Source organism: Halopseudomonas sp. (assembly GCF_038130085.1).
Lineage (GTDB): Bacteria > Pseudomonadota > Gammaproteobacteria > Pseudomonadales > Pseudomonadaceae > Halopseudomonas.
Genome location: NZ_JAYPMU010000008.1, coordinates 63,993 through 88,217, shown reverse-complemented (window position 1 = coordinate 88,217; position 24,225 = coordinate 63,993). Strand labels below are relative to the sequence as shown.

Below are 24,225 nucleotides of genomic sequence, written 5' to 3'. Positions count from 1 at the left end.
TCTTTTTGTGTCGATTTGTGGGCCGCGTCTAATTATTTTTGATTAGTCGTCAATTAGTTGTTATGGTCGCCGCGCTGGGTCCCGCTGTCGTCAGGCTTTTGGCGTCGGCGCTGTCAGGGGTGTGACGTGCCGCAAGTGGACTCGGCTCTGGTGCTATTGAGCGAATGGAATCGTGCAAGGAGTTGAGGTTTGGTAAGTCTGCTGTCTGCCGTGGCGCGCACTGTTTGTGCCGCTGTCCTTGCTGCGCTGCCCATTACGACTTTGGCGGGTTCGTCCGCGCCAGAGTCGGTAGCCTTTTGGTACGCCGAGTCCCCCCCTTTACCTGAGCTTGCCCAGTTTGACTGGGTGGTGCTGGAGTCAGGTCATGTCGACGACCGTGATATCCAGTTCCTGAAAGCCCAAGGCGTAGAGCCGTTCGCCTATCTTTCCATCGGGGAGGTAGATCAGCCCCTGCAAGCGCAGGCCCGCGAGCAGGGCGTCCTGTCCGGCGTCGTGAACAGTGCGTGGCAGAGTGATGTCGTTGACTTGAGCAGCCCCGGCTGGCAGCAAATGGTGCTGGACCGGGCAAGCGCCTTCCGCTCTCAAGGCTACACCGGTCTGTTTCTCGATACTCTCGACAGTTTCACCTTGCTGCCGGCGGATCGCCAGCCTGAGCAGCGAGCGGCGTTGCAGTCTCTGTTGACCGCACTGCATAGTGAACTTCCCGACATGAAGCTCTTTTTCAATCGCGGATTCGAGGTGCTGCCGCAGCTGGAGGGGGTCGCTGCGGCGGTGGCCGTCGAGTCCTTGCGGGCCGGTTGGAACGCTAGCAGTCAAACCTATGTTGATGTTTCAGCAGCGGATCGCGCTTGGCTTGATGGACAGCTGGCGCCGTTACGTGAGGCTGGAATCCCCATCGTCGCGATTGAATATTTGCCGGCGGAGCAGCGTGAGCGTGCGCGTGTGCTGGCCCGGGAGCTGAGTGCTGAGGGCTTCGTGCCCGTCGTGACTGCCCCTGACCTCAATCGCCTCGGTATCAGTACCATTGAGATACAGCCTCGGCGGCTGGCAATGCTCTTCGATCCGCGTGAAGGGGAACTCACTCGGGCCGCCGGCCATCTCTACCTCGGCGGCCTGCTTGAGTATCTTGGTTACCGCGTCGATTACTTTCCGGTGGACGGCTCCCTGCCGCAAGCGCCGTTTGCGGATTTGTATGCAGGCGTGGTCATCTGGATGACCAGCGGCGCGCCAGCCGACGCCAACGACTTCAACCAGTTTGTGCGCGCTCGTCTGGATGAAAATGTGCCGCTGGTGTTTTTTGGTGGAATGCCCATTGATAACGCCGGGCTACTGGCACGCTTGGGTGTCAGCAAGGGCGCTAGCGAGCCTGCCTCCCTGACAATACGGCAGCAGGACGAGACGCTCATTGGTAACTTTGAAGCGCCGTTGCGGGTGAGCAGACGAGAACTCACGCCGCTGCAACTAACCAATTCAGACGTTGTGCCTGGGTTGACCCTGAGCGATGACAGCGGCCGTTCGCTGGTGCCTTTGGCCATCGCTCCCTGGGGTGGTTTTGCCCTGAACCCGTATCTGTTTCAGCAAAGCGCAGCAGCCAGTCGCTGGATGCTTGACCCGTTTGCATTTATCGCTAGAGCCCTGCGACTTGCGGCTGCACCGGTGTTGGACGTTACAACCGAAAACGGCCGCCGCATAGCGACCGTGCATATCGATGGAGACGGGTTTGCTTCGCGAGCAGAGGTTCCGGGCACGCCCTACTCGGGTGAGGTTGTGCTCAAGGATTTCATTCAGGCTCACGACTATCTAACCTCCGTCTCAGTGGTTGAGGGCGAGGTTGGTGCGAAAGGGATGTACCCCTATCTGGCGCACACGTTGGAACCGATTGCCCGCCGCATCTTTGCTGACCCGAAAGTTGAACCGGCGACCCACACCTTCAGTCACCCGTTCTACTGGGAGCCGGAAAAGGCCATCCGACGGGAGGGCTTTCAGGCCGAGTACGGCATGCATATGGCTATCCCGCATTATCCGCAGATGAGCCTTGAGCGTGAGATCGTGGGCTCGCGCGACTATATCAACCAACGCTTGTTGCCAGCGGGCAAGGAAGTAAAACTGATTTTTTGGTCGGGTGAGGCGCTCCCCAGTCCCGACGCAATCGCCATGAGTTATCAGGCGGGGATGGCGAACGTCAATGGTGCGGAAACCTATATCACCAGGGCCAACCCCTCGCTGACAGGGCTGGGGCCACTGTTGCGACCTACTCGAGGTGGCTTGCAGATTTACGCGCCGATTATCAACGAAAATCTGTATACCAACCTCTGGACTGGCCCGTTTTATGGGTTTGAGCGCGTGATAGATACGTTCGAACTGACCGATTCCCCGCGTCGGATGCGCGGTCTGAACCTCTACTATCACTTCTATTCAGGCACCAAGCAGGCGTCACTCAGAGCCATGGGTGACATTTACCGCTTTATGGATCGACAGCAGCCGATCTCGCTGTGGATGGGCGACTATCTCAAGCGGGTGCGCGGGTTGTTCGAGGGCGGGGTTGCGCGCCGCCTGGACGGTCGTTGGCAGCTGCGAGCATTGCAGGGCACGCGTACTGTGAGGTTGCCAGAGGGAATGGGGTGGCCTGACCTGCTTCGCTCATCGGCTGTTGCCGGAGTTCGTGATCTGCCCCAGGGGCGTTATGTCCACCTCTCCGGCGACGCCGCCGTTCTGGCTTTGCGCGCCGATCGTGACCCTGCGCCGGCGCTGGAGCAAGCCAATATCCCGCTGGAAGCTTGGTCCTATCGCTCGCCAAATGAGGTCGAGTTGTCGTTTTCCGGTCAGTTCAACCTGCGCTTTGCCGTGCGGTATGCGGGCCACTGTGAACTGCGGGTTGGGAGCAAGCAGTTTCAGGGCGTGCGCAGTGGTGCGATGTTGAGCTTCGCGGTTGATCAGCACGAGGTACGTGATGCGTTACTCACCTGCCGCTGAGTCTGTTCCGCTGTTTCGCCCCTGGGCGCTGGTGCTGGCAGCCATTCTGGTGGTCACAGTATTGGCGATGTCCTATCAGAATCGAGACGCTTTCTTTCCGAGCAAGGGGGACGGAGATCAGGTATCTGCCAGCTATGCCGAGTTGCTGCTGGCGGCCGAACCCGACAATGTTGCCTTGCGTGCCGAGCTGGTCGAGATGCTCATTCAGCTGGGCGAGTTTGATCGCGCAGGCGCTCTACTGGATAGCTGGCAGGGCGGGAGCCAGGCAGATCGACAGTTTTACGGTCTGCTGCTGAATGTGAACGCTGCGATCGTCAGTGAGGACCCGGCCCGGATTACTGCCGCCCAGGCGCTCATGGCCGTGTTCGACGTCGAGGCGTTGTCCTCTGATCAGCAACGCGAGCTGGCCGAGTTGGCGTTGCAGATAGATCTGCCAGCACTTGCGGCAGATATGTATTTCCGGCTGGCTGAAAGCGAGCGGCAGGAGCGTCTGACTCTGTTGGCTAGCTCCGCGCGTTGGTACTTGGCGGCGGGTGACCAGCGCAGCGCTGCAAAGGTTTACCAGCAGCTGGCTGCCGAGGCTCAGAGTGCCTCGCTGCGTTCGCAGTATGCCATCAGCGCTTACGATGCGATGGCAGCGTCCGGTAATGTCGAGCAGGCCACTGCCTATTTGTTGGCACAGGCAGAGCATGTTGACCTGAGCGCTTGGCCGGCGCAGCGCTGGTCCGACAGCGTTGCGATCGCAGAAGGGGCAATGCGTCATGATCTTGCTCGACAGCTGAATGATCTTTGGCTGCAGGCGATACCGGATAGCCCTGACGGCCTGCAGATGCGCTTTCGCCTGCAACTCGCGGCGGGCGAGACCGAGGATGCCTGGAAAACCGGGCATCGGTTGCTGGCCCTGCAGCCGAATTCCGCGCCGCTGATCAAGCAGATGGCGCAGCTGGCGCAGTGGACCAATCGCCCGGAAATCGCGCTGGATTTCTGGGTCGCCTACCTTGCATTGGTGCCGGATGACGCTGTGCGTGAGCTAGCCTGGCGTCAGGCATTTGCGCTATTCAATTATGACCGCGGCATCGCCTTGCTAAACGACACGGCCGCATCGCGGTCGCTGACTGCCGAAGAGCTTGAGGCGTTGGTCTATGCCCATGAAGCGCGAGGCACGGCGCAGCAGGCCGAGCGTTGGCTGCGCAGCTATGTCGCACGCGTCCCTTCGCATCGTTTGGCCTGGAGCAAGCTGCTGCAGAATCTGCAGAATACCCAGCAGCCGGACGCTGAGGTCGAGACATGGCAGGCCTTTGCAACGCACCACGCGCTCACGCTGGATGAGCGACGGCGCTGGGCGGAAGTGTTGTGGGATACGTATCAGCCCGAACTGGCATGGAAGGTCATCGACGTGCCCACTCAGGGCATGGCCGATGCTGACTTCTGGCGCTTGCGGGCCGCTCTGGCTTGGGAGCTGGGGCGTGATGACGAGCTGCTGGCCAGCTATCAGGCGATGCAGCGCAGTGGCCAAGAGTTGCGTTTCGAGGAAGAAACCCAGCTGATTGCGATGTATCGCCAGTCGCAACCCCGGCGATCACTGGCGTTGCTGATTGCAAGTTGGCAGCGCACCGGAGACACCTTGCGCCTACTCGACGCTGTGCAGTTGGCGCAGGACCTCGACGACTGGCACCAGCTGGAGGTCTTGTTGGCCGAGGCTGGTCCGGAGCTGAACGAGCGTCTTGCGCTAGTGCTTGCCCGCGGCTCCCTTGCGGAGCACCACGGCCGTTCGCGAGAGGCCGAGAGGCTGTATCTGCATGCGCTGAAGGGCAACCCAAATAATGTGCTGCTTCGCGAGCGTCTGCTCTGGTTATATGTGGAGCGCCAGGATCAGGTTCAGCTGGCGCACTGGCTGGAACGCTGGGAGCCTGGGGCGCGAGCTGTGCCTGCGCTGTGGCTGGTGATGGGAGCGGCCAATCAGGTACTTGGCCGCTCACGCGCTCTGCAATGGTACGAGCGTCACTTGCGTAACCAGCCGAATGATCAGCTCGCGCTGGCTGCCTGGGCCGACGCCCTGGACGAGGCTGGCCGTAACTCTGATGCGCTGCGTGTGCGCTCGGCGCTGTTCAAGCAGTTGCGACAGACGGCTGCTGTCGGCGGTGCAGATGTGCGGTCACTGTGGTTGCGGCTCACGGCCGCCAGCGTGTCCGGTGAGCGCAGTCTGCAACAGGCGTTGCTCTGGCGGGACGGCTCCGCCAGTTCCCTGCAACTCTGGTTCTCCGCTCAGCTTGCACACCTTGATCGAACCAATCAGCAGGCGCAGAAAGACGCTTGGCTGGCATGGGGGCGCGAGCGTTCGTTGTCCGCCAGTCGATATGACCTCATTCAGGCCGCTATGAGCTCGGTTGACGGCCAGCGCTTGGCCGCGTTGTACGACGAACAGGCGTTGGATCCGGCTCAGCAGGTTGAGGTGTTGTCGCTGCTTGGCAATCCGGGGCGCGCGCAGACCCAGGCCCGTGCGGCGTTGGGTGACCAGCAGCGCCGAGCGGTTCAGCAGCAACTATGGCGACAGTCCATTCAGCTTGCCGAGGCACACCCTCAGGGGGCTCGTATCCAGTTCGGCCGCAATGACTACGGCGGGTTGCGGTTTGTCGGCCCTGAATTGAGTGTCGGGCGCTTTGTGAATGAGCACTGGTATGCCCACGCGGATATTGGTCAAGGCCGCTACGATTCGGCGTTACTCGACCAATCGGCGATGGGGGCTGAGCGAAATTTGAGTCTTGAACTCCAGCGCCAACTGCCTGATGGCAGCCTGTCGTTGTTGTTTGACGGCAGCCGCCGCAGTGATGAGGGGCGCTACGGAGTTGGCTTGACGCGCCGTTGGAGTCTGGGGGACGACGCTCTGGCGGCTGGACTGGATTGGCAGCGTAAAACCGAGGAGACGGGTCTGATGCGCGCCCTGGGCCAACAGGATGGCGCCTGGCTACAGGTCAGCCACAGCCTCTCAGCGCGCGATCAGTTGAGCTGGTCACTGGCACAGCGTCGGTACAGCACGCGCTCCGGCAAGACCTTGGCCAGTGGTCAATTGGCGACAGTTGAGTTTAGTCAGATTCAGTTCTTCGAAGGGCCAACGTGGGCACTGCGCACCGGCCTGGATTGGCAGCGCTATAGCTTGCGCAACCCGGTGTTGGATGAGCTGCTGGCAGTCAATGGTGGTGTCGTGAATCAGCCTGCCTTGCAAGTCGATCAACTGCTGCCTGAGAAGGTTGGCCGGTTCTATGTTGGCAGCGAGTGGCGGCGCGGATTCCCGGGTGCATTAAACCGCACGCGCGGCCAGTACACCTGGTTGCTGGATACCTCCACAGGCTGGGACTGGGAGGAGCAAAGCTTCACCTATGCGATTAATGCCGGTGTGGGTGTTGAAGTGTTGGGCGACGACGAACTGTCATTGCGTGCGGGCTACCAGTCTGCGCCAGTCGGGGGAGATGGCGAGTCGGGCGGTAATGTGAATATTTCCTACAGCGTCCGCTTTGGTCGCTGAGTATCCAACAAGGAGTGACAAATGCGTTTTCTTCGTACTCTGACCGTGGTTCTGTCGGCTCTGGTCATGGCGGCCTGCAGCACCTTCTCAGGTGGTCAAAGCCCCAGTTTTGCGGCAAATGCACAGTGGGGGCTTCTGCCGCTGGTGAACTACTCGCAGACGCCGCAGGCCGGCGAGCGGGTTGAGCAGATTCTGCTCAGCGTTCTCTCGGAAGAAGGCGTACGCCCGCGGGTATACCCGCAGGCCGATGATACCGACCTGCTGATGCTGGATGATCGCAAGCGCCTGGCCGATGCCATGCAATGGGCCGCCAGCCAGCGCTTTGACTACCTGGTTGCCGGCAGCGTGGAGGAGTGGCAGTACAAGAACGGTCTGGACGGCGAGCCAGCGGTCGGCATCAGCCTGCGGGTGATCGATGCCAAGACCGGTCAAGTGCTGTGGAGCAACAGCGGCGCACGCGCCGGCTGGTCTCGTGAGAGCCTGGCAGGTTCTGCGCAGAAGGTGCTTGCCACGCTGATCGGCGATCTGCGGCTTGAATGATGTTTAAGCATACTCCCCACAAGGACTACAGTCTGGCGCCGCAGCCGACGCGCTCGTTCGCCTGGCTGGAAACACCGGCAATTACCGGGCTGGTTCTGGCTCTGTGTTTCTGGATTGATCCAGCGGACCCGTTGTTTGTCGAGCGTTTTCCCTGGCCGCTGCTCGCGCCGTTGCTGGTCGCGGTCCGCTATGGCTTTCTGCACGCGATGGCGAGTGCCGCTATCGTCGTGGTGATGGCCCTGGCATTGCGCCAGAGGGGGCTGGAAGCCTACGCCGAGCTACCAGCGTCCTATATCGTGGGCACACTGGTATGCAGCATGGTGGTGGGCGAGTTCCGTGACCTTTGGGAGCGCCGCCTGCAGCGCCTGCAGATGGCCAATGAGTATCGGCAGTACCGGCTGGACGAGTTCACCCGTGCGTACCAGATGCTGCGCTCATCGCACGACCGGCTCGAGGAACGCGTGGCGGGCAGCGAGACCAGTCTGCGCAGCTCGCTGCTGTTGCTGCGCAAGCGCATGCTGCTGGTGCCATCCGATGGGCAGATGTTGCGCGCCAGTGCCGAGTCGATTCTCGGTGTGCTCGGGCAGTATGGCTCCTTCAATGCGGCCGCGCTGTATCCAGTGGTGAATGGACAGGTGCAGGCGCAGCAGCCGTTGGCCGAGATCGGCAATATGGGGGCGCTGGACGCAGGCGACCTGTTGGTGCGCATGAGTCTGGAGCGTGCTGACGTGGTCAGCGTCCGTGATGTACTTGAGAGTCAGGATGAGCAATCCCGGGTGTCCGCGCTGCAGGCTTGCATCCCGCTGACAACGGTCGACGGTCACGTACTCGCGTTGGTTGCAGTGCGCAGCATGCCGTTCTTTGCTTTCAATGAGCGTACCTTCATGCTTTTGGCCCTGCTGGGCGGGCACATTGCCGACTTGCTGCACAGCGACGCTGACGTGCTGGCGCTCGAGGCTCCCGAAGCGCGGCGTTTCTCGCAGCACCTCAAACGGTCGATTCTGGATGCCGAGCAGTACGCGCTGCCGGCAGGCCTGATGTTCTTCGAGTTGCCGGCGGAAAACAGTGCGTTGCGTAAGGCGCTGACTGAGAGTCAGCGCGGCCTTGATCTGCAATTGCCGGTGCAGGGCAAGGAGGGCGATGCCCTGTTGGTTTTGATGCCGCTGACTGACCGGCAAGGCAGTCAGGGCTATCTGACCCGTCTGGAGCGCATCGTTGCCGAGCACTCCGGTGGTCAGCCGGCGAGCCTTCGTGAGCTGGGGGTTATCAGCCATTACCACGAACTGGCTGCGGAGAACACGCAGCGTGAGGTCGCCAACTTCTTGTATCGGGAGTGCGGTCTGCATGACCAGCAAGTGGCTGTTTAGCGGCGCCTTTGCGTTTGAGGCAGGCGGCTGGGCCAGTCTGCTCGGCAACCCGACCCTCAGCGAAGGGCTGTATCTGTATGTCTTGCCGCATGCCGCAGCGTCAGCACTGCTGGCGGCAGGCCTTTGGCTTGTGTTGCCAGGACGCTATCGCTGGCCGCTACCTTGGTCGCCGTTGCTGTTGTTCAGTCTGGCTTTCTTTATTCCGGTCGTGGGTACGATTGGCACCGTTGCAGGGGTATTTGGTGGGCTGTACTTCCCGCGTCGGGCAGCGGAACAAGGCTGGCAGGCAACCAGCGTTCCTGCCTTGCCATTCCGTGCAGTAGAGCAGCGTAACTCGCCGCTGTTTAACGACGGCGGTCTGCAGGATGTTCTGCAGCTGGCAGGCGACCCCGAGCAGCGTGTTGCCGCGCTGCTGGCAACCAAGCGGATGCCGGGTCACGAGGCCGCCCCCATCCTGAAGCTGGCGCTGCGCGATCCCGAGGATGATGTGCGGTTGCTGGCCTATTCGATGCTTGATCAGCAGGAGACGCGGATCAATCAGCACATCGAACAATTGCTTCAGCGCCTCAACAGCGAGCCTGCAGCATTGCCTTCCACTCACGCGGCGTTGGCCCGCTGGTACTGGGAACTTGCCTACCTTGGGTTGGCGCAGGGCGGTGTGCTGGAACATATCCTTGGGCAAGCTCTGGAGCACGTTCTGGCCGCTCAGGGTGGCGCCTACGACGTTGACCTTGATCTGCTGGCCGGACGCATTCTGATGGCTCAGGGCAACACCGAGCAGGCGCGTCAGCATCTTGAGCATGCACTGGAGCGGGGTATCAACCCGGGCCGGGTAGCGCCTTTCTTCGCCGAGATCGCCTTTATGGAACGACGCTATGACGAGGTGCCGCGCTACCTCAGCGCTATGCCTGACGCGGTGCGTAGCAAGCCGCCGTTTTTGCAGGCTGTGAGGTATTGGCTATGACTACGCAGATGGCGCCGGTTGCCGACATTTGCCTGCTGCTCGAAGGTACCTGGCCCTATGTCCGCGGTGGTGTCTCGAGCTGGGTCAATCAGATGTTGCTCGGCTTACCCGAAGTGACCTTCTCGGTGGTTTTTGTCGGGGGGGAACGGTCTGCTTACCCGAAGCGCTATTACGACGTCCCGCCCAACGTTGTGCACTTTGAAGAAGTGTTCATCTCTGAGGCATGGCAGCTGGGCGCTCGGCGTGACAGCCAGCCGCCGCGCGGCGATATTGCGGCGCTGGAGCGTCTCTACCGCTATTTCCATCATCCGGACCAGCCGGATTCAAGCGTTTCGCAGGCGGTGCTCTCGCAGCTTGCCGCAGGGACGCTGAGCGTTGATCAGGTGCTGCGCAGCAGGGCCAGTTGGCGCGTGCTGAGCCACGGTTATCTCGAGCACTGCTCGGATCCCTCGTTCATTAATTACTTCTGGACGCTACGCACCATTCAGCCACCAGTGTTGATGCTTGCGGAACTGGCGCGCCGCTTGCCTCGGGCCAAGGCAGTGCACTCGGTGTCAACCGGTTACGCCGGATTGCTGGGGGCCCTGCTTAAGGCCCACTGGGACTGCGCCTATGTTTTGACCGAACACGGCATTTATACCAAAGAGCGCAAGATCGATCTGGCCCAGGCAGCGTGGGTAGCTGAAAACCCGGACGAAGCACAGGGTGGCGGGCTGGACACCTCGCGTGGCTATGTCAGAACCTTGTGGATTCGCTTCTTTGAACGGGTCGGGCTGCTGGCGTATCGCTCGGCGGACTCGATTATCTCGCTGTATGAAGGCAATCGTGCGCGTCAGATCAAGGATGGAGCGGACCCTGAGCGCACCCGCGTGATACCCAACGGCATTGCGCTGGAGCAGTGGCAGAAGGTCAGGACCCAGCGATCAGACGCAACGCCGATGGTCGCTGGCCTGATTGGCCGTGTGGTGCCGATTAAAGATGTAAAAACCTTCCTGCGCGCGGCGCGCAGCGTGGTGAACGCTGTGCCGGGGTTCGAAGCCTGGATCGTCGGTCCTGAGGATGAGGACGCCGATTACGCGCACGAATGCCACATGCTGGTGAGTAGCCTCGGGCTTAAGGATCACGTGCGCTTTCTCGGGTTCAGAGATATCCGGGAAATCATGCCGCAGCTCGGCGTGCTGGTGCTGACCTCCATCAGTGAGGCGCAGCCTTTGGTTATCCTGGAAGCCTGGTGCGCAGGTACCCCGGTAGTCAGTACCGATGTGGGCTCCTGTCGGGAACTGATTGAAGGCGCGACGGATGAGGACCGCCAGCTGGGCAAGGCGGGAGAGGTTATCCCCATTGCGGATCCGCAGGCGACAGCACGGGCCATCCAGCAACTGCTGCAGGACCCGCAGCGCTGGGATCAAGCGCAGGCAGTGGGAGAGCAGCGGGTTGCCCGACGCTACGGCGACGAGTTGATGTTTAACCGCTACCGCGAAGTTTATCGCGTGGCTATGGAGGGCCGCTGAATGGCCGGTATCGGGTTTGAACTGCGGCGGATTCTGGCGCGCGACAACTACACCTCAACGCTGCGCGCCTATATTTACGCCGGGTTGATCAGTTCTGGTCCATGGGTGCTGTCGATCATTAGCGTGATGCTGATCGGGGTCATGAGTATTGGGTATGTCGTTCCGGATTTACTGGTTCGGCAGTTCCTGGTGACGGTGACCTATCTGATGGCCAGCTCGTTGATTCTGACCGGTGGGCTGCAGCTGTTCTTCACTCGATTTGTCTCGGATCGGCTGTTTGAGCAGCGTCTGGATATGGTCACGCCTAACCTGCTGGGTGTGTTGCTGTTGGTGACCTTGACCTCAGGGGTACTCGGCACGGTAGCGCTGGTCTTTCTGTTCGATCAGTCGTTTATCTACCGGCTGTTGGTGCTCGCCAACTTTGTCACGCTGTGCAATCTGTGGCTGGTGATCATCTTCCTGTCCGGAATGAAGGCCTACAACCGGATCCTGTTGGTCATGCTCGGTGGCTACAGCTGTATGGTCATCAGTGCCCTGTTCATGCGCATGGCCGGGATGGAAGGGTTGCTGCTTGCGTTGCTGATCGGACACTCGGTGCTGCTGTTCGTGTTCCTGTTCGACATTCTGCGTGAGTATCCCGCGGACCGGCTGGTTGCTTTCGACTTTCTGGATCGGCGCAAGGTGTTTCTCAGTCTGCTGCTGACCGGGTTGTTCTACAACCTGGGCATTTGGGTGGACAAGTTCATTTTCTGGTTCAATCCGGCAACCTCTGATCTGGTCATTGGACCGCTGAGGGCGTCTGTGATCTATGACTTGCCGATTTTCCTCGCCTATCTGTCGATTATTCCGGGAATGGCGGTGTTTCTGGTGCGAATAGAGACCGATTTTGCTGAATGGTATGACCGATTGTTTACGGCGGTACGTGGCGGGGAGACCTTGCAGCACATTCGCCAGCTGAAGAACGAGATGACCCTGTCTATCCGCCAGGGGCTGCAGGAAATCTGTAAGGTGCAGGGGCTAACGGTGTTGCTGCTGTTCCTGTTCGCGCCGCTGATTCTCGAGCGCCTGAACATCTCAAGCCACTACCTGCCGCTGTTCTACGTCGATCTTGTCGGGGTCAGCATTCAGGTGGTGTTTATGGCGTTGCTCAACGTGTTTTTCTATCTGGATAAGCGCCTGCTGGCGTTGGAGCTGTGTGCGCTATTCGTGCTGCTGAACACCCTGCTGACGCTGCTTAGCCTGCAACTTGGCCCGAGCTTTTTCGGATACGGTTTCACCATCTCGCTGATTATCTGCTCGCTGGTTGGTTTGTTCCGGCTGTCGTCGGCGCTCGAAAGTCTGGAGTACGAGACCTTTATGCTGGAGCGTTGATCTCCAGGTCTGCTCCCCGCCGGAAGGTCGGGCGGGGAGAGGGAGTCAGCGCCGCTTGTTGCGTAGTTGCTGTACCAGCCCCTTGGGTGGGTGGCGGATGACCAGCGCGTCTTCGCTTTCGTCGTATTCGACCCGCTCGCCGAGCAGGTGTGACTCGAAGCTGATCGACAGGCCGTCGGCCTTGCCGTAGTAGCGCATGAAGTTGTTGATCGCGCGCTTGTCGGCGGGCATTTCCGGGTTCAGGCCGTAGTCCTTGTTACGGATGTAATCGTAGAAGGCACGCGGGTGCTCTTCGTCGATCACGCCGGACAATTCTTCCAGCGCTACCTGCTCGCCCGCTTTGCTCTGGCTGTTGACGTAGCTGCTCATCGCCTTGGCCTTGTCTTTCACCAATTCCGGCTCAAGGGAGGCTTCGCCGACGTAGTCGCTGAACGCCTGCAGCAGGGTGTTGGTGTCCTCTTCCGGGTTGGAGCCTTCAACGCAGCCGATGAAGTCACGGAAGTAGTCCGACACCCGCTTGCCGCTGCGGCCACGGATGAACGAGATGTAGTTCTTCGCGCTGGCGTTCTGTTTCCATTCGGTCAGGTTGATGCGCGCGGCCATGTTCAGGCTGGACAGGTCCAGGTGGCGGGCGGCGGCAACATCCAGCTCGTCGGTTACGGTCACGCCTTCGGTGTGGTGCAGCAGCGCGATGACCAGAAACGCAGTCATGCCCTGACGGTAGCGGATGAACAGCACGTGGCCGCCGAGCGCCAGGTTGGAGCCTTCCATCAGGGTCTTGAGGTGCTCGGTCGCCTGACTGGAGAAGCGCACGAAGTCCAGTTCCTGATCCACCAGTTGCTGCAGCCAGCCGCTGAAGGGGTAGGCGCCACTTTCCTCGTGGAAGTAGCCCCAGGCCTTGTTCGGCTTGCTGTTGTACGCCTCGATCAGGCCCGCCAACAGCTGCTCCAGCGCTTCGGAACTGGCCAGCTCGGCGTCACGCAGGGTCAGGCTGGCCGGTTGGCCGTCGGGCTTCTTGTGAATCTGATGAACGATGCTGTTGTCGATGGGCATGGGACGATCCGCAATCACTCAGGGAAACAAGTGCCGCTCGGGGAGCGGCACTGTCAGGGGGTTACAGGCTGGCGATACGGGCGCGCTGTTCGCTCAGCTGAGCCAGGGCCTGTTCGGCGTCGGCCAGCTTGGCGCGCTCCTTGTCGATCACCGCAGCCGGGGCCTTGTCGACGAAACCGGCGTTGGACAGCTTGCCGCCGATGCGCTTGACCTCGCCGTCGAGACGGCCGATTTCCTTGTCCAGACGCGCCAGCTCGGCGGTCTTGTCGATCAGACCGGCCATCGGCACCAGCACTTCCAGCTCGCCGACCAGTGCGGTAGCCGCCAGCGGCGCTTCCTCGTTCTCGGCCAGCACCTGCACGCTGGACAGCTTGGCCAGCTTCTTCAGGAAGGCTTCGTTCTCGCTCAGGCGGCGAATGTCCTCATCGCTGGCCTTGCGCAGCATGACTTCCAGCTCCTTGCCGGGCGCTACGTTCATCTCGCCGCGGATGTTGCGCACACCCAGAATCAGCGACTTCAGCCACTCGGCATCGCCTTCGGCGCCGGCGTCGATGCGGCTGTTGTCCGCTTCCGGCCACGGCTGCAGCATGATGGTTGGGCCGCTCTTGCCAGCCATCGGCGCGATGCGCTGCCAGATTTCTTCGGTGATGAACGGCATGAACGGGTGCGCCAGGCGCAGGGCGGCTTCCAGTACGCGCACCAGGGTGCGACGGGTGCCGCGCTGGCGCTCGGCCGGCGCGTTTTCGTCCCACAGTACCGGCTTGGACAGTTCCAGATACCAGTCGCAGTACTGGTTCCAGATGAATTCGTAGAGCGCGTTGGAGGCTAGGTCGAAGCGGAACTGATCGAGCTGGCGGGTCACTTCGGCTTCGGTGCGTTGCAGCTGGGAGATGATCCAGCGGTCGGCCAGGGTCAGCTCGACCGGTTCACCGTTGACGCCGGTGTCCTTGTCTTCGCACTGCATCATGACGTAACGCGCGGCGTTCCAGATCTTGTTGCAGAAGTTGCGATAGCCTTCGACGCGGCCCATGTCGAACTTGATGTCGCGGCCGGTGGAGGCCAGCGAGCAGTTGGTGAAGCGCAGCGCGTCGGTACCGTAGGCGGCGATGCCATCGGGGAATTCGGCGCGGGTCTGCTTTTCGATCTTGGCCGCCAGCTTGGGCTGCATCATGCCGCTGGTGCGTTTCTTGACCAGCGATTCGAGGTCGATGCCGTCGATGATGTCCAGCGGGTCGAGTACGTTGCCCTTGGACTTGGACATCTTCTGACCCTGTCCATCGCGCACCAGACCGTGCACGTAGACGGTCTTGAACGGAATCTGCGCCGTGCCGTCGTCATGCTTCATCAGGTGCATGGTCAGCATGATCATGCGCGCGACCCAGAAGAAGATGATGTCGAAACCGGTGACCAGCACGTCGGTCGGGTGGAAGGTTTTCAGCGCTTCGGTCTGTTCCGGCCAGCCAAGGGTGGAGAAGGTCCACAGGCCCGAGCTGAACCAGGTATCCAGCACGTCTTCATCCTGGCGCAGTACACCCAGACCACAGGCGATGGCGGCATTCTTGAGTTCGTCCAGCGTTGGCAGCTCTGCTTCTGCTTCGCGGTCGTTGCTTTCCAGCGCCTTGCGGTAGGCTTCCTCCTCATCGCGGCCAACGTAGACGTTGCCGGCTTCGTCGTACCAGGCCGGGATGCGGTGGCCCCACCACAGCTGGCGGGAGATACACCAGTCCTGAATGTCGCGCATCCAGCTGAAGTACATGTTTTCGTACTGCTTGGGCACGAACTGGATGCGGCCGTCTTCAACGGCGGCAATGGCCGGTTCGGCCAGCGGCTTGGTGGAGACGTACCACTGGTCGGTCAGCCATGGCTCGATGACCACGCCGGAACGGTCGCCTTTGGGCACCTTGAGCGCGTGCGGCTCAATCTTCTCAAGCAGGCCGAGGGCGTCGAAGTCCTCGACGATCTTCTTGCGCGCGTCGAAGCGGTCGAGGCCGGCGTAAGCTTCGGGCAGGGTGGCGTCGATGTCGTTGTTGACGCTGCCGTCGATGTTGAACACCTGGGCGCGGGCCAGTACGGCGGCGTTCTTGTCCAGTACGTTGATCAGCGGCAGGCTGTGGCGCTTGCCGACTTCGTAGTCGTTGAAGTCGTGGGCCGGGGTCATCTTCACGCAGCCGGTACCGAACTCCGGATCGCAGTAGTCGTCGGCTATGATCGGGATGCGGCGGCCCACCAGCGGCAGCTCGACGAACTTGCCGATCAGCGCCTGATAGCGCTCATCTTCCGGGTTAACGGCAACCGCGCTGTCACCCAGCATGGTTTCCGGGCGGGTGGTGGCGACGATCAGGTAATTCTTGCCGTCAGCGGTGGTGGCGCCGTCGGCCAGCGGGTAGCGCAGGTTCCACAGCGAGCCTTGCTCATCGTGGTTTTCCACTTCCAGATCGGAGATCGCGGTGTGCAGCTTCGGATCCCAGTTGACCAGGCGCTTGCCGCGGTAGATCAGGCCGTCTTCGTGCAGGCGAACGAAGGCTTCCTTGACCGCTTCGGACAGGCCGTCGTCCATGGTGAAGCGCTCACGGCTCCAGTCAACCGAGCTGCCGAGACGGCGGATTTGACGAGTAATGTTGCCACCGGACTCTTCCTTCCACTCCCAGACTTTTTCCAGAAACTTCTCGCGGCCGAGGTCGTGGCGGCTGACGCCTTGTGCGCCAAGCTGACGCTCAACCACCATCTGGGTGGCGATACCGGCGTGGTCGGTGCCCGGCTGCCACAGGGTGTTGCGACCCTGCATGCGGCGGAAACGGATCAGCGCATCCATGATCGCGTTGTTGAAGCCGTGGCCCATGTGCAGGCTGCCGGTCACGTTCGGCGGCGGCAGGGCAATGGTGTAGGACTCGCCCGAGCCTTGGGGAGCAAAGTAGTTGTTCTGCTCCCAGGTCTGGTACCAGGAAGTTTCGATGGCGTGGGGCTGGTAAGTCTTATCCATGGGTGTCTTGGCTATCCGGCTATTCAGGAATGGCAGGCGCTGGGGACGCGAGAGGCGTCGAGCGCGCAGGAAAAGCCGCCATTATAGCGGGCTGAGGCGAGCAAGGCCCAGCCCGTCGGGCGTGGGAAGCGAGGAATAATTCCCGGCGGCCAGTGGATCGGCGTTTCGCCGTGGAATTGGTGGGTTACTTGAGCTGTTCGCGGATGATCTGCTGCAGTCGGCCTTGCATGCGCTTGCGCAGCTCCGCTTCGATGGTGGGGATCAAATCGTCGATCACCCCTTGCAGCAGCAATTGGGCTTCGGATTGCAATCGGGCTTCCAGGCGCATTTCGCGCGCGCTGCTGGTGGCCGGCAGCGGCTGACTTTGAGTCTGCTGGGTCAGCAGTTGATCGAGCTGCATGCGCTCTTCGGCCAGTCTGGCCAACGAGGCATAGGGCAAAAACGGGTTGTGCGACTTGCTGACCGGCGCTTGAGGCGTCGGCAGATCGGTTTGATCGGCCGCACTCAGCGGCGGTTCATTCGGGTTGAGGATGACGTCCTGCAGCAAGGGAATATCCAACTGACCGTCACCGGGATGGTCTTGCTGTGCAGGCTCCGGGTGTTCATCCAGCAGCGTACGGATGGACTCCAGATCTTCCAGCAGCCGTGACGGCTCCGAGGGATCGCGCTGCTTCATGATTCATCCTGCTGTCCGAATGGGGTGGGAATTCAGAGGATAGCCCCGTTCACGGTACAAACGGAAGCGGTCGCGTGCGGGCAGGCGCACCGGGTCGTGTTCGATGACGATTTCCGCCATGCGCTGGAAGCGGCTGAAGAATGGCGGTGGCTGATCGGACAGGTTGATCAACAGGTCGTTGTAGCTGCCGGGCTGATCAGCCCAGCCACAGGCCACGGGCTCTTCCGGACCTTCTCCGAGCACAACATGAGGTACGAAGGCATCACGACGGAACGACCACAGCAAGTCATCGATGTTGCGAGCGGTCGCCTCATCAGGGCAGTGAAGGTATACCCGATGGCCCTTGTGCCAGGCCTTGTGGGCCAGACGGCAGGCGTATTCCAGCCGGGTCTGTGGCTGGTCGCTGCTGAGCAGGTAGAAATCGATGCGGGTCATGGGGGTAAACCTGGAACGTCAATGAGCGCACCGCGCCGCATATGCGGGGCAGTGCGCCGGGAGGTGAATCAGCTGGCCTTGCTGAGCAGGTATTGCATCAGCAGCGGAACCGGGCGGCCGGTGGCGCCCTTGTCTTTGCCGCCGCTGATCCACGCAGTGCCAGCGATATCCAGGTGCGCCCATGGGTAGGCCTTGGCGTAGCGCGACAGGAAGCAACCAGCGGTGATGGTGCCGGCCTTCGGTCCGCCGATGTTGGCCATGTCGGCGAATGGGCTGTCGAGTTGTTCCTGGTATTCCTCGAACAGCGGCAGCTGCCATGCACGGTCACCAGCGCGGGTGCCAGCGTCCAGCAGTTCGCCGATCAACGCGTCGTTGTTGCCCATCAGGCCGGAGGCATTACTGCCGAGGGCAACGATGCAGGCACCGGTCAGGGTGGCGATATCGATCACGCTGGCGGGCTTGAAGCGTTCGGCGTAGGTCAGGGCGTCGCACAGCACCAGGCGGCCTTCGGCGTCGGTGTTGAGGATCTCGATGGTCTGGCCAGACATGCTGGTGACGATATCACCGGGGCGGGTCGCAGTGCCGCTTGGCATGTTCTCGGCCGAGGCGATCAGGCCGACGAGGTTGATCGGCAGTTGCAGGCTGGCAACCGCCTTGACTACGCCGAGCACGGTTGCGGCGCCGCACATGTCGTATTTCATCTCGTCCATGGTTGCGGCCGGCTTGATGCTGATGCCGCCGGTATCAAAGGTAATGCCCTTGCCGACCAGAACGTGCGGTTTGTCCTTGGCCTTGCCGCCGTTGTAGCTGATGCGGATCAGCTTGGCCGGTTCGGCACTGCCGGCGCTGACCGCCAGCAGGGCGCCCATACCCAGCGCCTTCATGGCCTTTTCGTCGAGTACTTCGACTTCAAGGGTCTTGTGTACCTTGGCCAGCGCCTTGGCTTCGTTGGCCAGATAGGTCGGGGTGCAGACGTTACCGGGCAGGTTGCCCAGGTCGCGGGTCAGGGCCATGCCGTCACTGATGGCGGCACCTTCGGCAATTGCCTGCTTGAGTGCATCGGCGTCGGCCTTGTCAGCAGTCCAGAGGCTGAGTTTTTTCAGCTTCGGCTTGTCGGCCTTCTTGCTCTTGAACTGGTCAAAACCGTACAGGTTGTCATAGCACGCCTCGACCAGCAGGCGGGTTTGCTCCGCGGCGGTGCGGTTTTTGACGCCACTGGTGTTGAGAGCAAACACGGCGTCGGTCGCCGGGCCGCCTTTGACTGCGGCCAATGCTTGTTGTACCAGCTTGCGCCAGGCGCGGTCGCTCAATGCTTCGTCCTTGCCGCTGCCGAGCAGCAGTACACGCTGGGCGGCAATGCCGGGGAGGGCAAACAGCATCAGACTGCTGCCGCTCTTGCCGCTGAGATCACCGTTCTTCAGGGCGTTACTCAGTTGTCCGCCGCAGGCCTTGTCCAGATCGGCGGCTGGGCCGCTCAGGGTCTTGCCTTCGCTGACCGCTACCACCAGACAGCCGCATTTGATGGTTTCCAGTGCGCCGTGCTTTACGTTGAACTCCATGGTGCTCCCCAAGACAAATCGAGATGATTGGCTGATAATACGGGCAAATTCCCGTGGGTGTCTGTCGGGCTGCTGCTGGCAGACATGTCAGCCCTGCATTCTGGCCTATTAGCGCAGCCCCTTAAAGACCCCGGAGCCAAGGACCTTATCCGTGATTGTTTTTCGTTATCTGAGTCGCGAGGTACTGCTGACCCTGACGGCGGTGAGCGGTGTACTGCTGCTGATCATTGTCAGCGGACGCTTTATCAAGTATCTGGCGCAGGCGGCCGCCGGTCAGCTCGATGCGGCGGTGCTGTTTTCCATCATGGCCTACCGCATGCCCGGCTTCTTGGTGCTGATTCTGCCCTTGGGGCTGTTCCTTGGCATCTTGTTGGCTTACGGGCGTTTGTATCTCGACAGCGAAATGACCGTGCTGTCGGCCACCGGTATGAGTGACCGCAAGCTGCTGGCCTATACTCAGGGCCCCGCGCTGCTGGTTGCCGTGCTGGTGGCGCTGCTGAGTTTCTGGGGTGCGCCGGCCGGTGTGCTCAAGACCCAGCAACTGCTCAATCAGCAAGATGCTTTGACTGAGTTCGACACACTGTCTGCCGGTCGCTTTCAGGCGCTCGGCAGTGGCCAGCGGGTGACGTACGCTGGTGCTCTGTCGGAGGACCGCACCGAGCTGCAGGATGTTTTCATTACCGAGCGCCGCGGCCAGGGTGAAGAGGCTGTGCTGGGCGTGCTGGTTGCCGAATCAGGCACCCAGGAGCTGAATGCAGACGGTAGTCGTTATCTGGTGCTGAAAAACGGTTTCCGTTACGAAGGCCAGCCGGGCGCGGCAAATTTCCGCAGCATTTCCTATGACACCTACGGTGTGTTGCTGCCCAAGCCCGAAGTGCAGACCGAGGTCAGCGACCGTGAAGCGATGAGCACCGCGCAGCTGCTGCGCGAGGACGGCCTGGATGAGCGCGCTGAGCTGCAGTGGCGCATTGCGATTCCGTTGCTGGTACCGATCGTTGCTTTCTTCGCGGTGCCGCTGTCGCGGGTCAATCCACGTCAGGGACGCTTCCTCAAGCTGCTGCCGGCGATTTTGCTGTACATGTCCTATCTGGCGCTGTTGATCAGTGCCCGCGGCTGGATCGAGTCGGGCAAGCTGCCAGCAGAGATTGGTCTGTGGTGGGTGCACGGCCTGTTCCTGCTGATCGGTCTGGCATTTAATCGCAAGGCGTTGCTGGCGCCCAGCCGGGTACAGGGAGGTGCGCATGCGGCGGCTTGATCGGCATATCGGCAGCTCGGTTCTGCTGAGCATTATCGTGGTGCTGGCCGTCATTCTTGGGCTGGATCTGCTGTTTGCCTACATCAACGAGCTGGACGACCTCAAAGGTGGGTATGGCGCTGCCGAGGCGCTCAACTACGTTTTGTTGTCGTTGCCACGGCGCGTACATGACTTGCTGCCGCTGGCGGCGCTGGTTGGTTGTCTGGTCGGGCTGGGGACGCTGGCGAGCAACTCCGAGCTGACCATCATGCGCGCCGCCGGGGTGTCCATTGCCCGCATTACCTTTGCGGTTATGAAGCCGCTGCTGTTGCTGATGCTGCTGGGTGTGCTGGTTGGCGAGTACGTCGCCCCCTATAGCGAGAACATGGCCGCCAGTCGCAAGGCGATCGCGGTCGGCAGTAATGAAGCGCTCAAGTCCAAGGGGTTGTGGCATCGCGAGGGCAACGATTTTCTGCATATCAACGCGGTGCAACCCAATGGCGTGCTGTATGGCGTCACCCGCTACCGTTTTGACGACCAGCGCCGCCTGTTGGACGCCAGCTTTGCCAGTCGTGCCTCGGTGCAGGAAGACGACTGGCTGATGGAGGACGTCCGTTCTACCCAGTTTGCCGAGTCGGGTGAGAGCACGGTAACGGTCAATCTACAGGAGCGCTGGAGCATTCATCTGTCGCCGGAGCTGCTCAAGGTCGTGGTGCTGGACGCAGATGCCTTGCCGTTGACCGGTATCTGGCACTATCAGAAGTATTTGGCCGACCAGGGGCTGGACAATCAGCCCTACTGGTTGGCGTTCTGGAAGAAACTGTTCCAGCCGCTGGCGACGGCTGCGCTGGTATTCGTGGCGGTGTCCTTCGTGTTCGGTCCGCTGCGCTCGGTGACCATGGGCCAGCGTCTGTTTACCGGGGTGCTGGTCGGTTTTGTCTTTCAGATTGGTCAGGACCTGCTGGGACCGTCGAGTCTGGTATTCGGCTTTTCTCCACTGATTGCTGTGCTGTTGCCGATCGGGCTGCTCGTCGTGTTGGGGAGCTACTTGCTGCGTCGCGCCGGATGATGCTGGCCATCTGACGCAATTGGGGGATGACCGTCGGCTTCGGCTCAGGCATGCTTGAGCCGAAGCAGTTGTCCCGACAGGTAAGCAGGGTTGCTCCGTCCAATGCTCAAGGAAACACCTCCATCCAGCGTGCTGTCCGCCGGTCTGGCGATAGGACTGCTGCTGTTTCTACTCGCTATTCACGTTGCCTCAAGCCAGCCCGGGCTGGGATTTTCTGTCCGTTCTGCGGCAAACGGGGTAGTCATCCAGACGGTTGATGAACAAAGCTTGCTGGCAAAGCGAATGCAGCCGGGCGATCTTGTGCTGGCTGTGCGCAGCAGCGCAGGGCTGGTGACGCTGGAGAGCTGGGATGCGGTTGCCGAGCCGGACGATGCGGTTGAATACGCGACCTATAACCGGTTTTTTCAGCGTCACAAGGTTTTATGGCACATCATCCAGGGGGACGGGCTAGAACTCCTGGTCCAGCCCTATGTGCTCAAGGGCCAGGCGCCGCCGCCACGTTGGGTACCGGTAACGCCTGCGCCGCTGCGTGGCATCGGCGCACTCCCGCTTTCATTCTGGTACCAGATGGTTTGCGCCCTGGCTGTCCTGCTGATGGGCGTCGCAGCCTGGGCGTTCGTCAATACCGAGCGCGGCCCGCAACTGTATGCCTTGGCAGGGCTTGCCGTCGCTGTGGCGATGACCGCAAGTGCGATTTACACCAGCCGTGAACTGACGCTGGCGCCGGACTGGTTCCTGCTGCTTTCGCGGCTTAATCAGGCTGGGGCAATGCTGTTTGCGGGGCTGGGTACGACGCTGTTCTGGTATTACCCGGTCAGGTTGGGACGCCTGACATTCGAGTATCTGATGCTGCCGCTGGTAGTGCTCACGCTGATCGGTAACTGGCTGCAGTGGTGGCCTAATCTGGATCTGGCTGCCCGTTATCCGCTGTTGGCCTGGTTGATGGTCGATTTTGTTTTTGCCTTCCTGCAATGGCATCGCACCCGCTTTGAGCCGGTCGAACGCGCGCGTCTGAAGTGGATGCTGGTCGCCTGGTTTACGGGGGCAGTGGGTTATCTCGGTACGGTAATTGCGCCGCAGGTTTTGGGCTTTCTGCCCTTGATTCCTCAGCAGTATGCGTGGGGCCTGTTCGTGGTCAGCTATCTTGGGATCGCGCTGGGTATTGTGCGTTACCGCCTGTTTGACCTGGATCGCTGGATACTGATGGCGTGGTTCTGGTTTGCCTTTGGTGTCGTCTTTGTCGCTATTGATGCCAGTCTGGTGCTGCTACTGGATCTGCAGACCAGCATTGGCGTGTTGATGTCGCTGGCGCTGGTCGGCTGGGTTTACCTGCCGCTGCGCAACAGCATGCTGAACTGGCTATCGCCCCGCGACGCTCCCGAAAGCCTGCACAAGCGCTTGCCGGCGATTTTGCAGCAGGCGTTCGAGTACCAGCGGCCGGTTGCCCAGCAATGGGGGCAGGCGCTGCAGGACATTTACCACCCGCTCAGCTGCGAGCCGTCGAGCGAGCGGATTGAAACCCCACAATTGCGTGACAACGGATTACGCATGGCGGTACCCGCGGTAGCCGATCAGGGTAGTTACCTGTTGAGCTATGCCTCCGGTGGTCGGCGCCTGTTCAATCCGCGTGATCTGCAGTTCAGTGTTCAGGCGCTGACGCTGTTTCGCTATGCGCGTGACTATCACCAATCCTTTCAGAACGGCGTGATCAGTGAGCGTCAGCGCGTTGCGCGCGACCTGCACGATGATGTCGGCGCGCGTTTGCTTTCGGTTGTTTATCGCGCGCAGGGCGACGAGCAGTTGCAGCGTCTGGCTCGAGAGTGTCTCGGCGAGCTGCGCGAGGTCATTCAGGGGCTGCAGAAAAGTGAGGTGCCGCTGCTGCAGAGTTACTCGCGCTGGCACGCCGAAGCACGCGAGCGCTGCAACCTGTTTGGTGTGGCGCTAACCATGGAATTGGCGCCGGACATTGGCGCGTATCTGCTCAGCCCGCGTCTTGAGCGTAACTTGTCACGCGTGCTGCGTGAGTGCCTGTCGAACAGTTTCCGGCATGCGGAGGCCACGTCGATCGCCGTCAGGTTGCGGATGGCGGCGGGGCGGTTGGCGCTGGAATATGCCGACAACGGTCGTGGCCTGGCGGTCGCGGCATTGAAAGAGCTGCATGGGCTCGGGTTGGCCGGAATTCGCCAGCGCTGTGAGGAGCTGGGCGGAGAGGTGGCGCTTTGGTCGCCGCTGGAGGGCGGTTTTGCTGTGCGTTGTGAGGTTCCGATGGGAGGGGGCGGACGAACATGAACAGGGTCATGATTGTCGAGGATCTGCGTGATGCGCAGGTCTGGTTAAGTGAGGCTGTTCGGCTGGCCTGGCCGGAAGCAGAGATTCAGTTGTATGCCCGTCTGGACTCGGCGTTGGCGGCTCTGGAGCAGGCTGAGCCAGCGCTGTGCTTGGTTGATCTGCAGCTGCCCGATGGTTCTGGTGTCGATTTTATCGCGGGTTGCCGGCAGCGCTATCCAGCTGCGCAGCTGGTGGTTGCCACCATGTACGATGACGATATGCATCTGTTTCCGGCTCTGCAGGCGGGGGCCAATGGATATTTGCTCAAGGAGGACTCACAAGCGCAAATCGCTGCTGCCTTGCAGGGTATCGTGCGTGGTATACCTCCGCTGTCGGCGCAGATCGCCCAACGGATGCTGGGGTATTTTCAGCAGATGCCTGCTGCGCCGGACGGTGAAATCTGGAAGCGTGAGTTGCCGGATGAGAATGCAGCTTGCCTGAGCGCTCGGGAGCGTGAGTTTCTACTGGTCATCGGTAATGGATACAAGACGGCGGAAGCGGCGGATATGCTGGGTGTCAGTTATCACACTGCCGCCAAGCACATTAAAAATATCTATGCCAAGCTGGGGATCAGCAGCCGGGCCCAGGCGGTGCAGGAAGCCATTCGGATGGGCCTGCTCAATTAGGCTGGTAGCAGAACGC

Annotated in this window: 16 protein-coding genes; 11 read left to right on the top strand and 5 right to left on the bottom strand. The window is 61.0% G+C overall.

The window, feature by feature from the left end:
• Positions 1-189: 189 nt before the first annotated feature.
• Genes AAFM31_RS08210 through pelG form a run of 7 tightly spaced genes read left to right on the top strand, consistent with a single transcriptional unit; the run spans position 190 to position 12,249 of the window.
• A complete protein-coding gene (locus tag AAFM31_RS08210; RefSeq protein ID WP_341707432.1) occupies positions 190-2,973 on the top strand; it encodes an endo alpha-1,4 polygalactosaminidase in 2,784 nt (927 codons plus the stop codon).
• Positions 2,951-6,496 (top strand): tetratricopeptide repeat protein, encoded by a 3,546-nt coding sequence (locus AAFM31_RS08205; protein ID WP_341707431.1) that lies wholly within the window; start codon positions 2,951-2,953, stop codon positions 6,494-6,496. The genes AAFM31_RS08210 and AAFM31_RS08205 overlap by 23 nt, the downstream gene beginning before the upstream one ends.
• 21 nt (positions 6,497-6,517) lie before the next feature.
• Positions 6,518-7,036, top strand: coding sequence for a penicillin-binding protein activator LpoB (locus tag AAFM31_RS08200; RefSeq protein WP_341707430.1), 519 nt, complete (start codon positions 6,518-6,520; stop codon positions 7,034-7,036).
• A complete protein-coding gene (locus AAFM31_RS08195) occupies positions 7,036-8,403 on the top strand; it encodes a PelD GGDEF domain-containing protein (RefSeq protein ID WP_341707429.1) in 1,368 nt (455 codons plus the stop codon). The genes AAFM31_RS08200 and AAFM31_RS08195 overlap by 1 nt, the downstream gene beginning before the upstream one ends.
• Positions 8,381-9,367 carry a HEAT repeat domain-containing protein gene (locus AAFM31_RS08190; protein ID WP_341707428.1) on the top strand — a complete coding sequence of 329 codons (987 nt, stop codon included), beginning with the start codon at positions 8,381-8,383 and terminating at the stop codon, positions 9,365-9,367. The genes AAFM31_RS08195 and AAFM31_RS08190 overlap by 23 nt, the downstream gene beginning before the upstream one ends.
• Positions 9,364-10,878 carry a GT4 family glycosyltransferase PelF gene (gene pelF / locus AAFM31_RS08185; protein ID WP_341707427.1) on the top strand — a complete coding sequence of 505 codons (1,515 nt, stop codon included), beginning with the start codon at positions 9,364-9,366 and terminating at the stop codon, positions 10,876-10,878. Before AAFM31_RS08190 ends, pelF begins: the two co-directional genes overlap by 4 nt.
• A complete protein-coding gene (gene pelG, locus AAFM31_RS08180; RefSeq protein ID WP_341707426.1) occupies positions 10,879-12,249 on the top strand; it encodes an exopolysaccharide Pel transporter PelG in 1,371 nt (456 codons plus the stop codon).
• Positions 12,250-12,294: 45 nt separating this feature from the next.
• Here pelG and yejK read toward each other — a convergent pair whose 3' ends face one another.
• The 5 genes from yejK to AAFM31_RS08155 form a co-directional block, all read right to left on the bottom strand.
• Positions 12,295-13,302: a nucleoid-associated protein YejK gene (yejK, locus tag AAFM31_RS08175; RefSeq protein ID WP_341707425.1), complete on the bottom strand. Its 1,008-nt coding sequence runs from the start codon at positions 13,300-13,302 to the stop codon at positions 12,295-12,297.
• A 61-nt stretch (positions 13,303-13,363) separates the two neighbouring features.
• The gene (locus tag AAFM31_RS08170) at positions 13,364-16,282 is read right to left on the bottom strand and encodes a valine--tRNA ligase (protein ID WP_341707424.1); all 2,919 of its coding nucleotides are present in this window, start codon (positions 16,280-16,282) and stop codon (positions 13,364-13,366) included.
• 184 nt (positions 16,283-16,466) lie between these two features.
• Positions 16,467-16,958, bottom strand: a complete 492-nt coding sequence (locus AAFM31_RS08165) for a hypothetical protein (RefSeq protein ID WP_341707423.1) — start codon at positions 16,956-16,958, stop codon at positions 16,467-16,469.
• 3 nt (positions 16,959-16,961) lie between these two features.
• Positions 16,962-17,393, bottom strand: coding sequence for a DNA polymerase III subunit chi (locus AAFM31_RS08160; protein WP_341707422.1), 432 nt, complete (start codon positions 17,391-17,393; stop codon positions 16,962-16,964).
• Positions 17,394-17,461: 68 nt separating this feature from the next.
• A complete protein-coding gene (locus tag AAFM31_RS08155; protein WP_341707421.1) occupies positions 17,462-18,952 on the bottom strand; it encodes a leucyl aminopeptidase in 1,491 nt (496 codons plus the stop codon).
• Between the two features lie 151 nt (positions 18,953-19,103).
• Between AAFM31_RS08155 and lptF the strand changes: the two genes are divergently transcribed.
• The 4 genes from lptF (at position 19,104) to AAFM31_RS08135 (ending at position 24,209) form a co-directional block, all read left to right on the top strand.
• The gene (gene lptF / locus AAFM31_RS08150; RefSeq protein ID WP_341707420.1) at positions 19,104-20,207 is read left to right on the top strand and encodes an LPS export ABC transporter permease LptF; all 1,104 of its coding nucleotides are present in this window, start codon (positions 19,104-19,106) and stop codon (positions 20,205-20,207) included.
• Positions 20,194-21,255 carry an LPS export ABC transporter permease LptG gene (lptG, locus tag AAFM31_RS08145; protein WP_341707419.1) on the top strand — a complete coding sequence of 354 codons (1,062 nt, stop codon included), beginning with the start codon at positions 20,194-20,196 and terminating at the stop codon, positions 21,253-21,255. Before lptF ends, lptG begins: the two co-directional genes overlap by 14 nt.
• Positions 21,256-21,357: 102 nt before the next feature.
• Positions 21,358-23,544 carry an ATP-binding protein gene (locus tag AAFM31_RS08140; protein ID WP_341707418.1) on the top strand — a complete coding sequence of 729 codons (2,187 nt, stop codon included), beginning with the start codon at positions 21,358-21,360 and terminating at the stop codon, positions 23,542-23,544.
• Positions 23,541-24,209, top strand: coding sequence for a response regulator transcription factor (locus AAFM31_RS08135; protein WP_341707417.1), 669 nt, complete (start codon positions 23,541-23,543; stop codon positions 24,207-24,209). The genes AAFM31_RS08140 and AAFM31_RS08135 overlap by 4 nt, the downstream gene beginning before the upstream one ends.
• Positions 24,210-24,225: the final 16 nt, after the last annotated feature.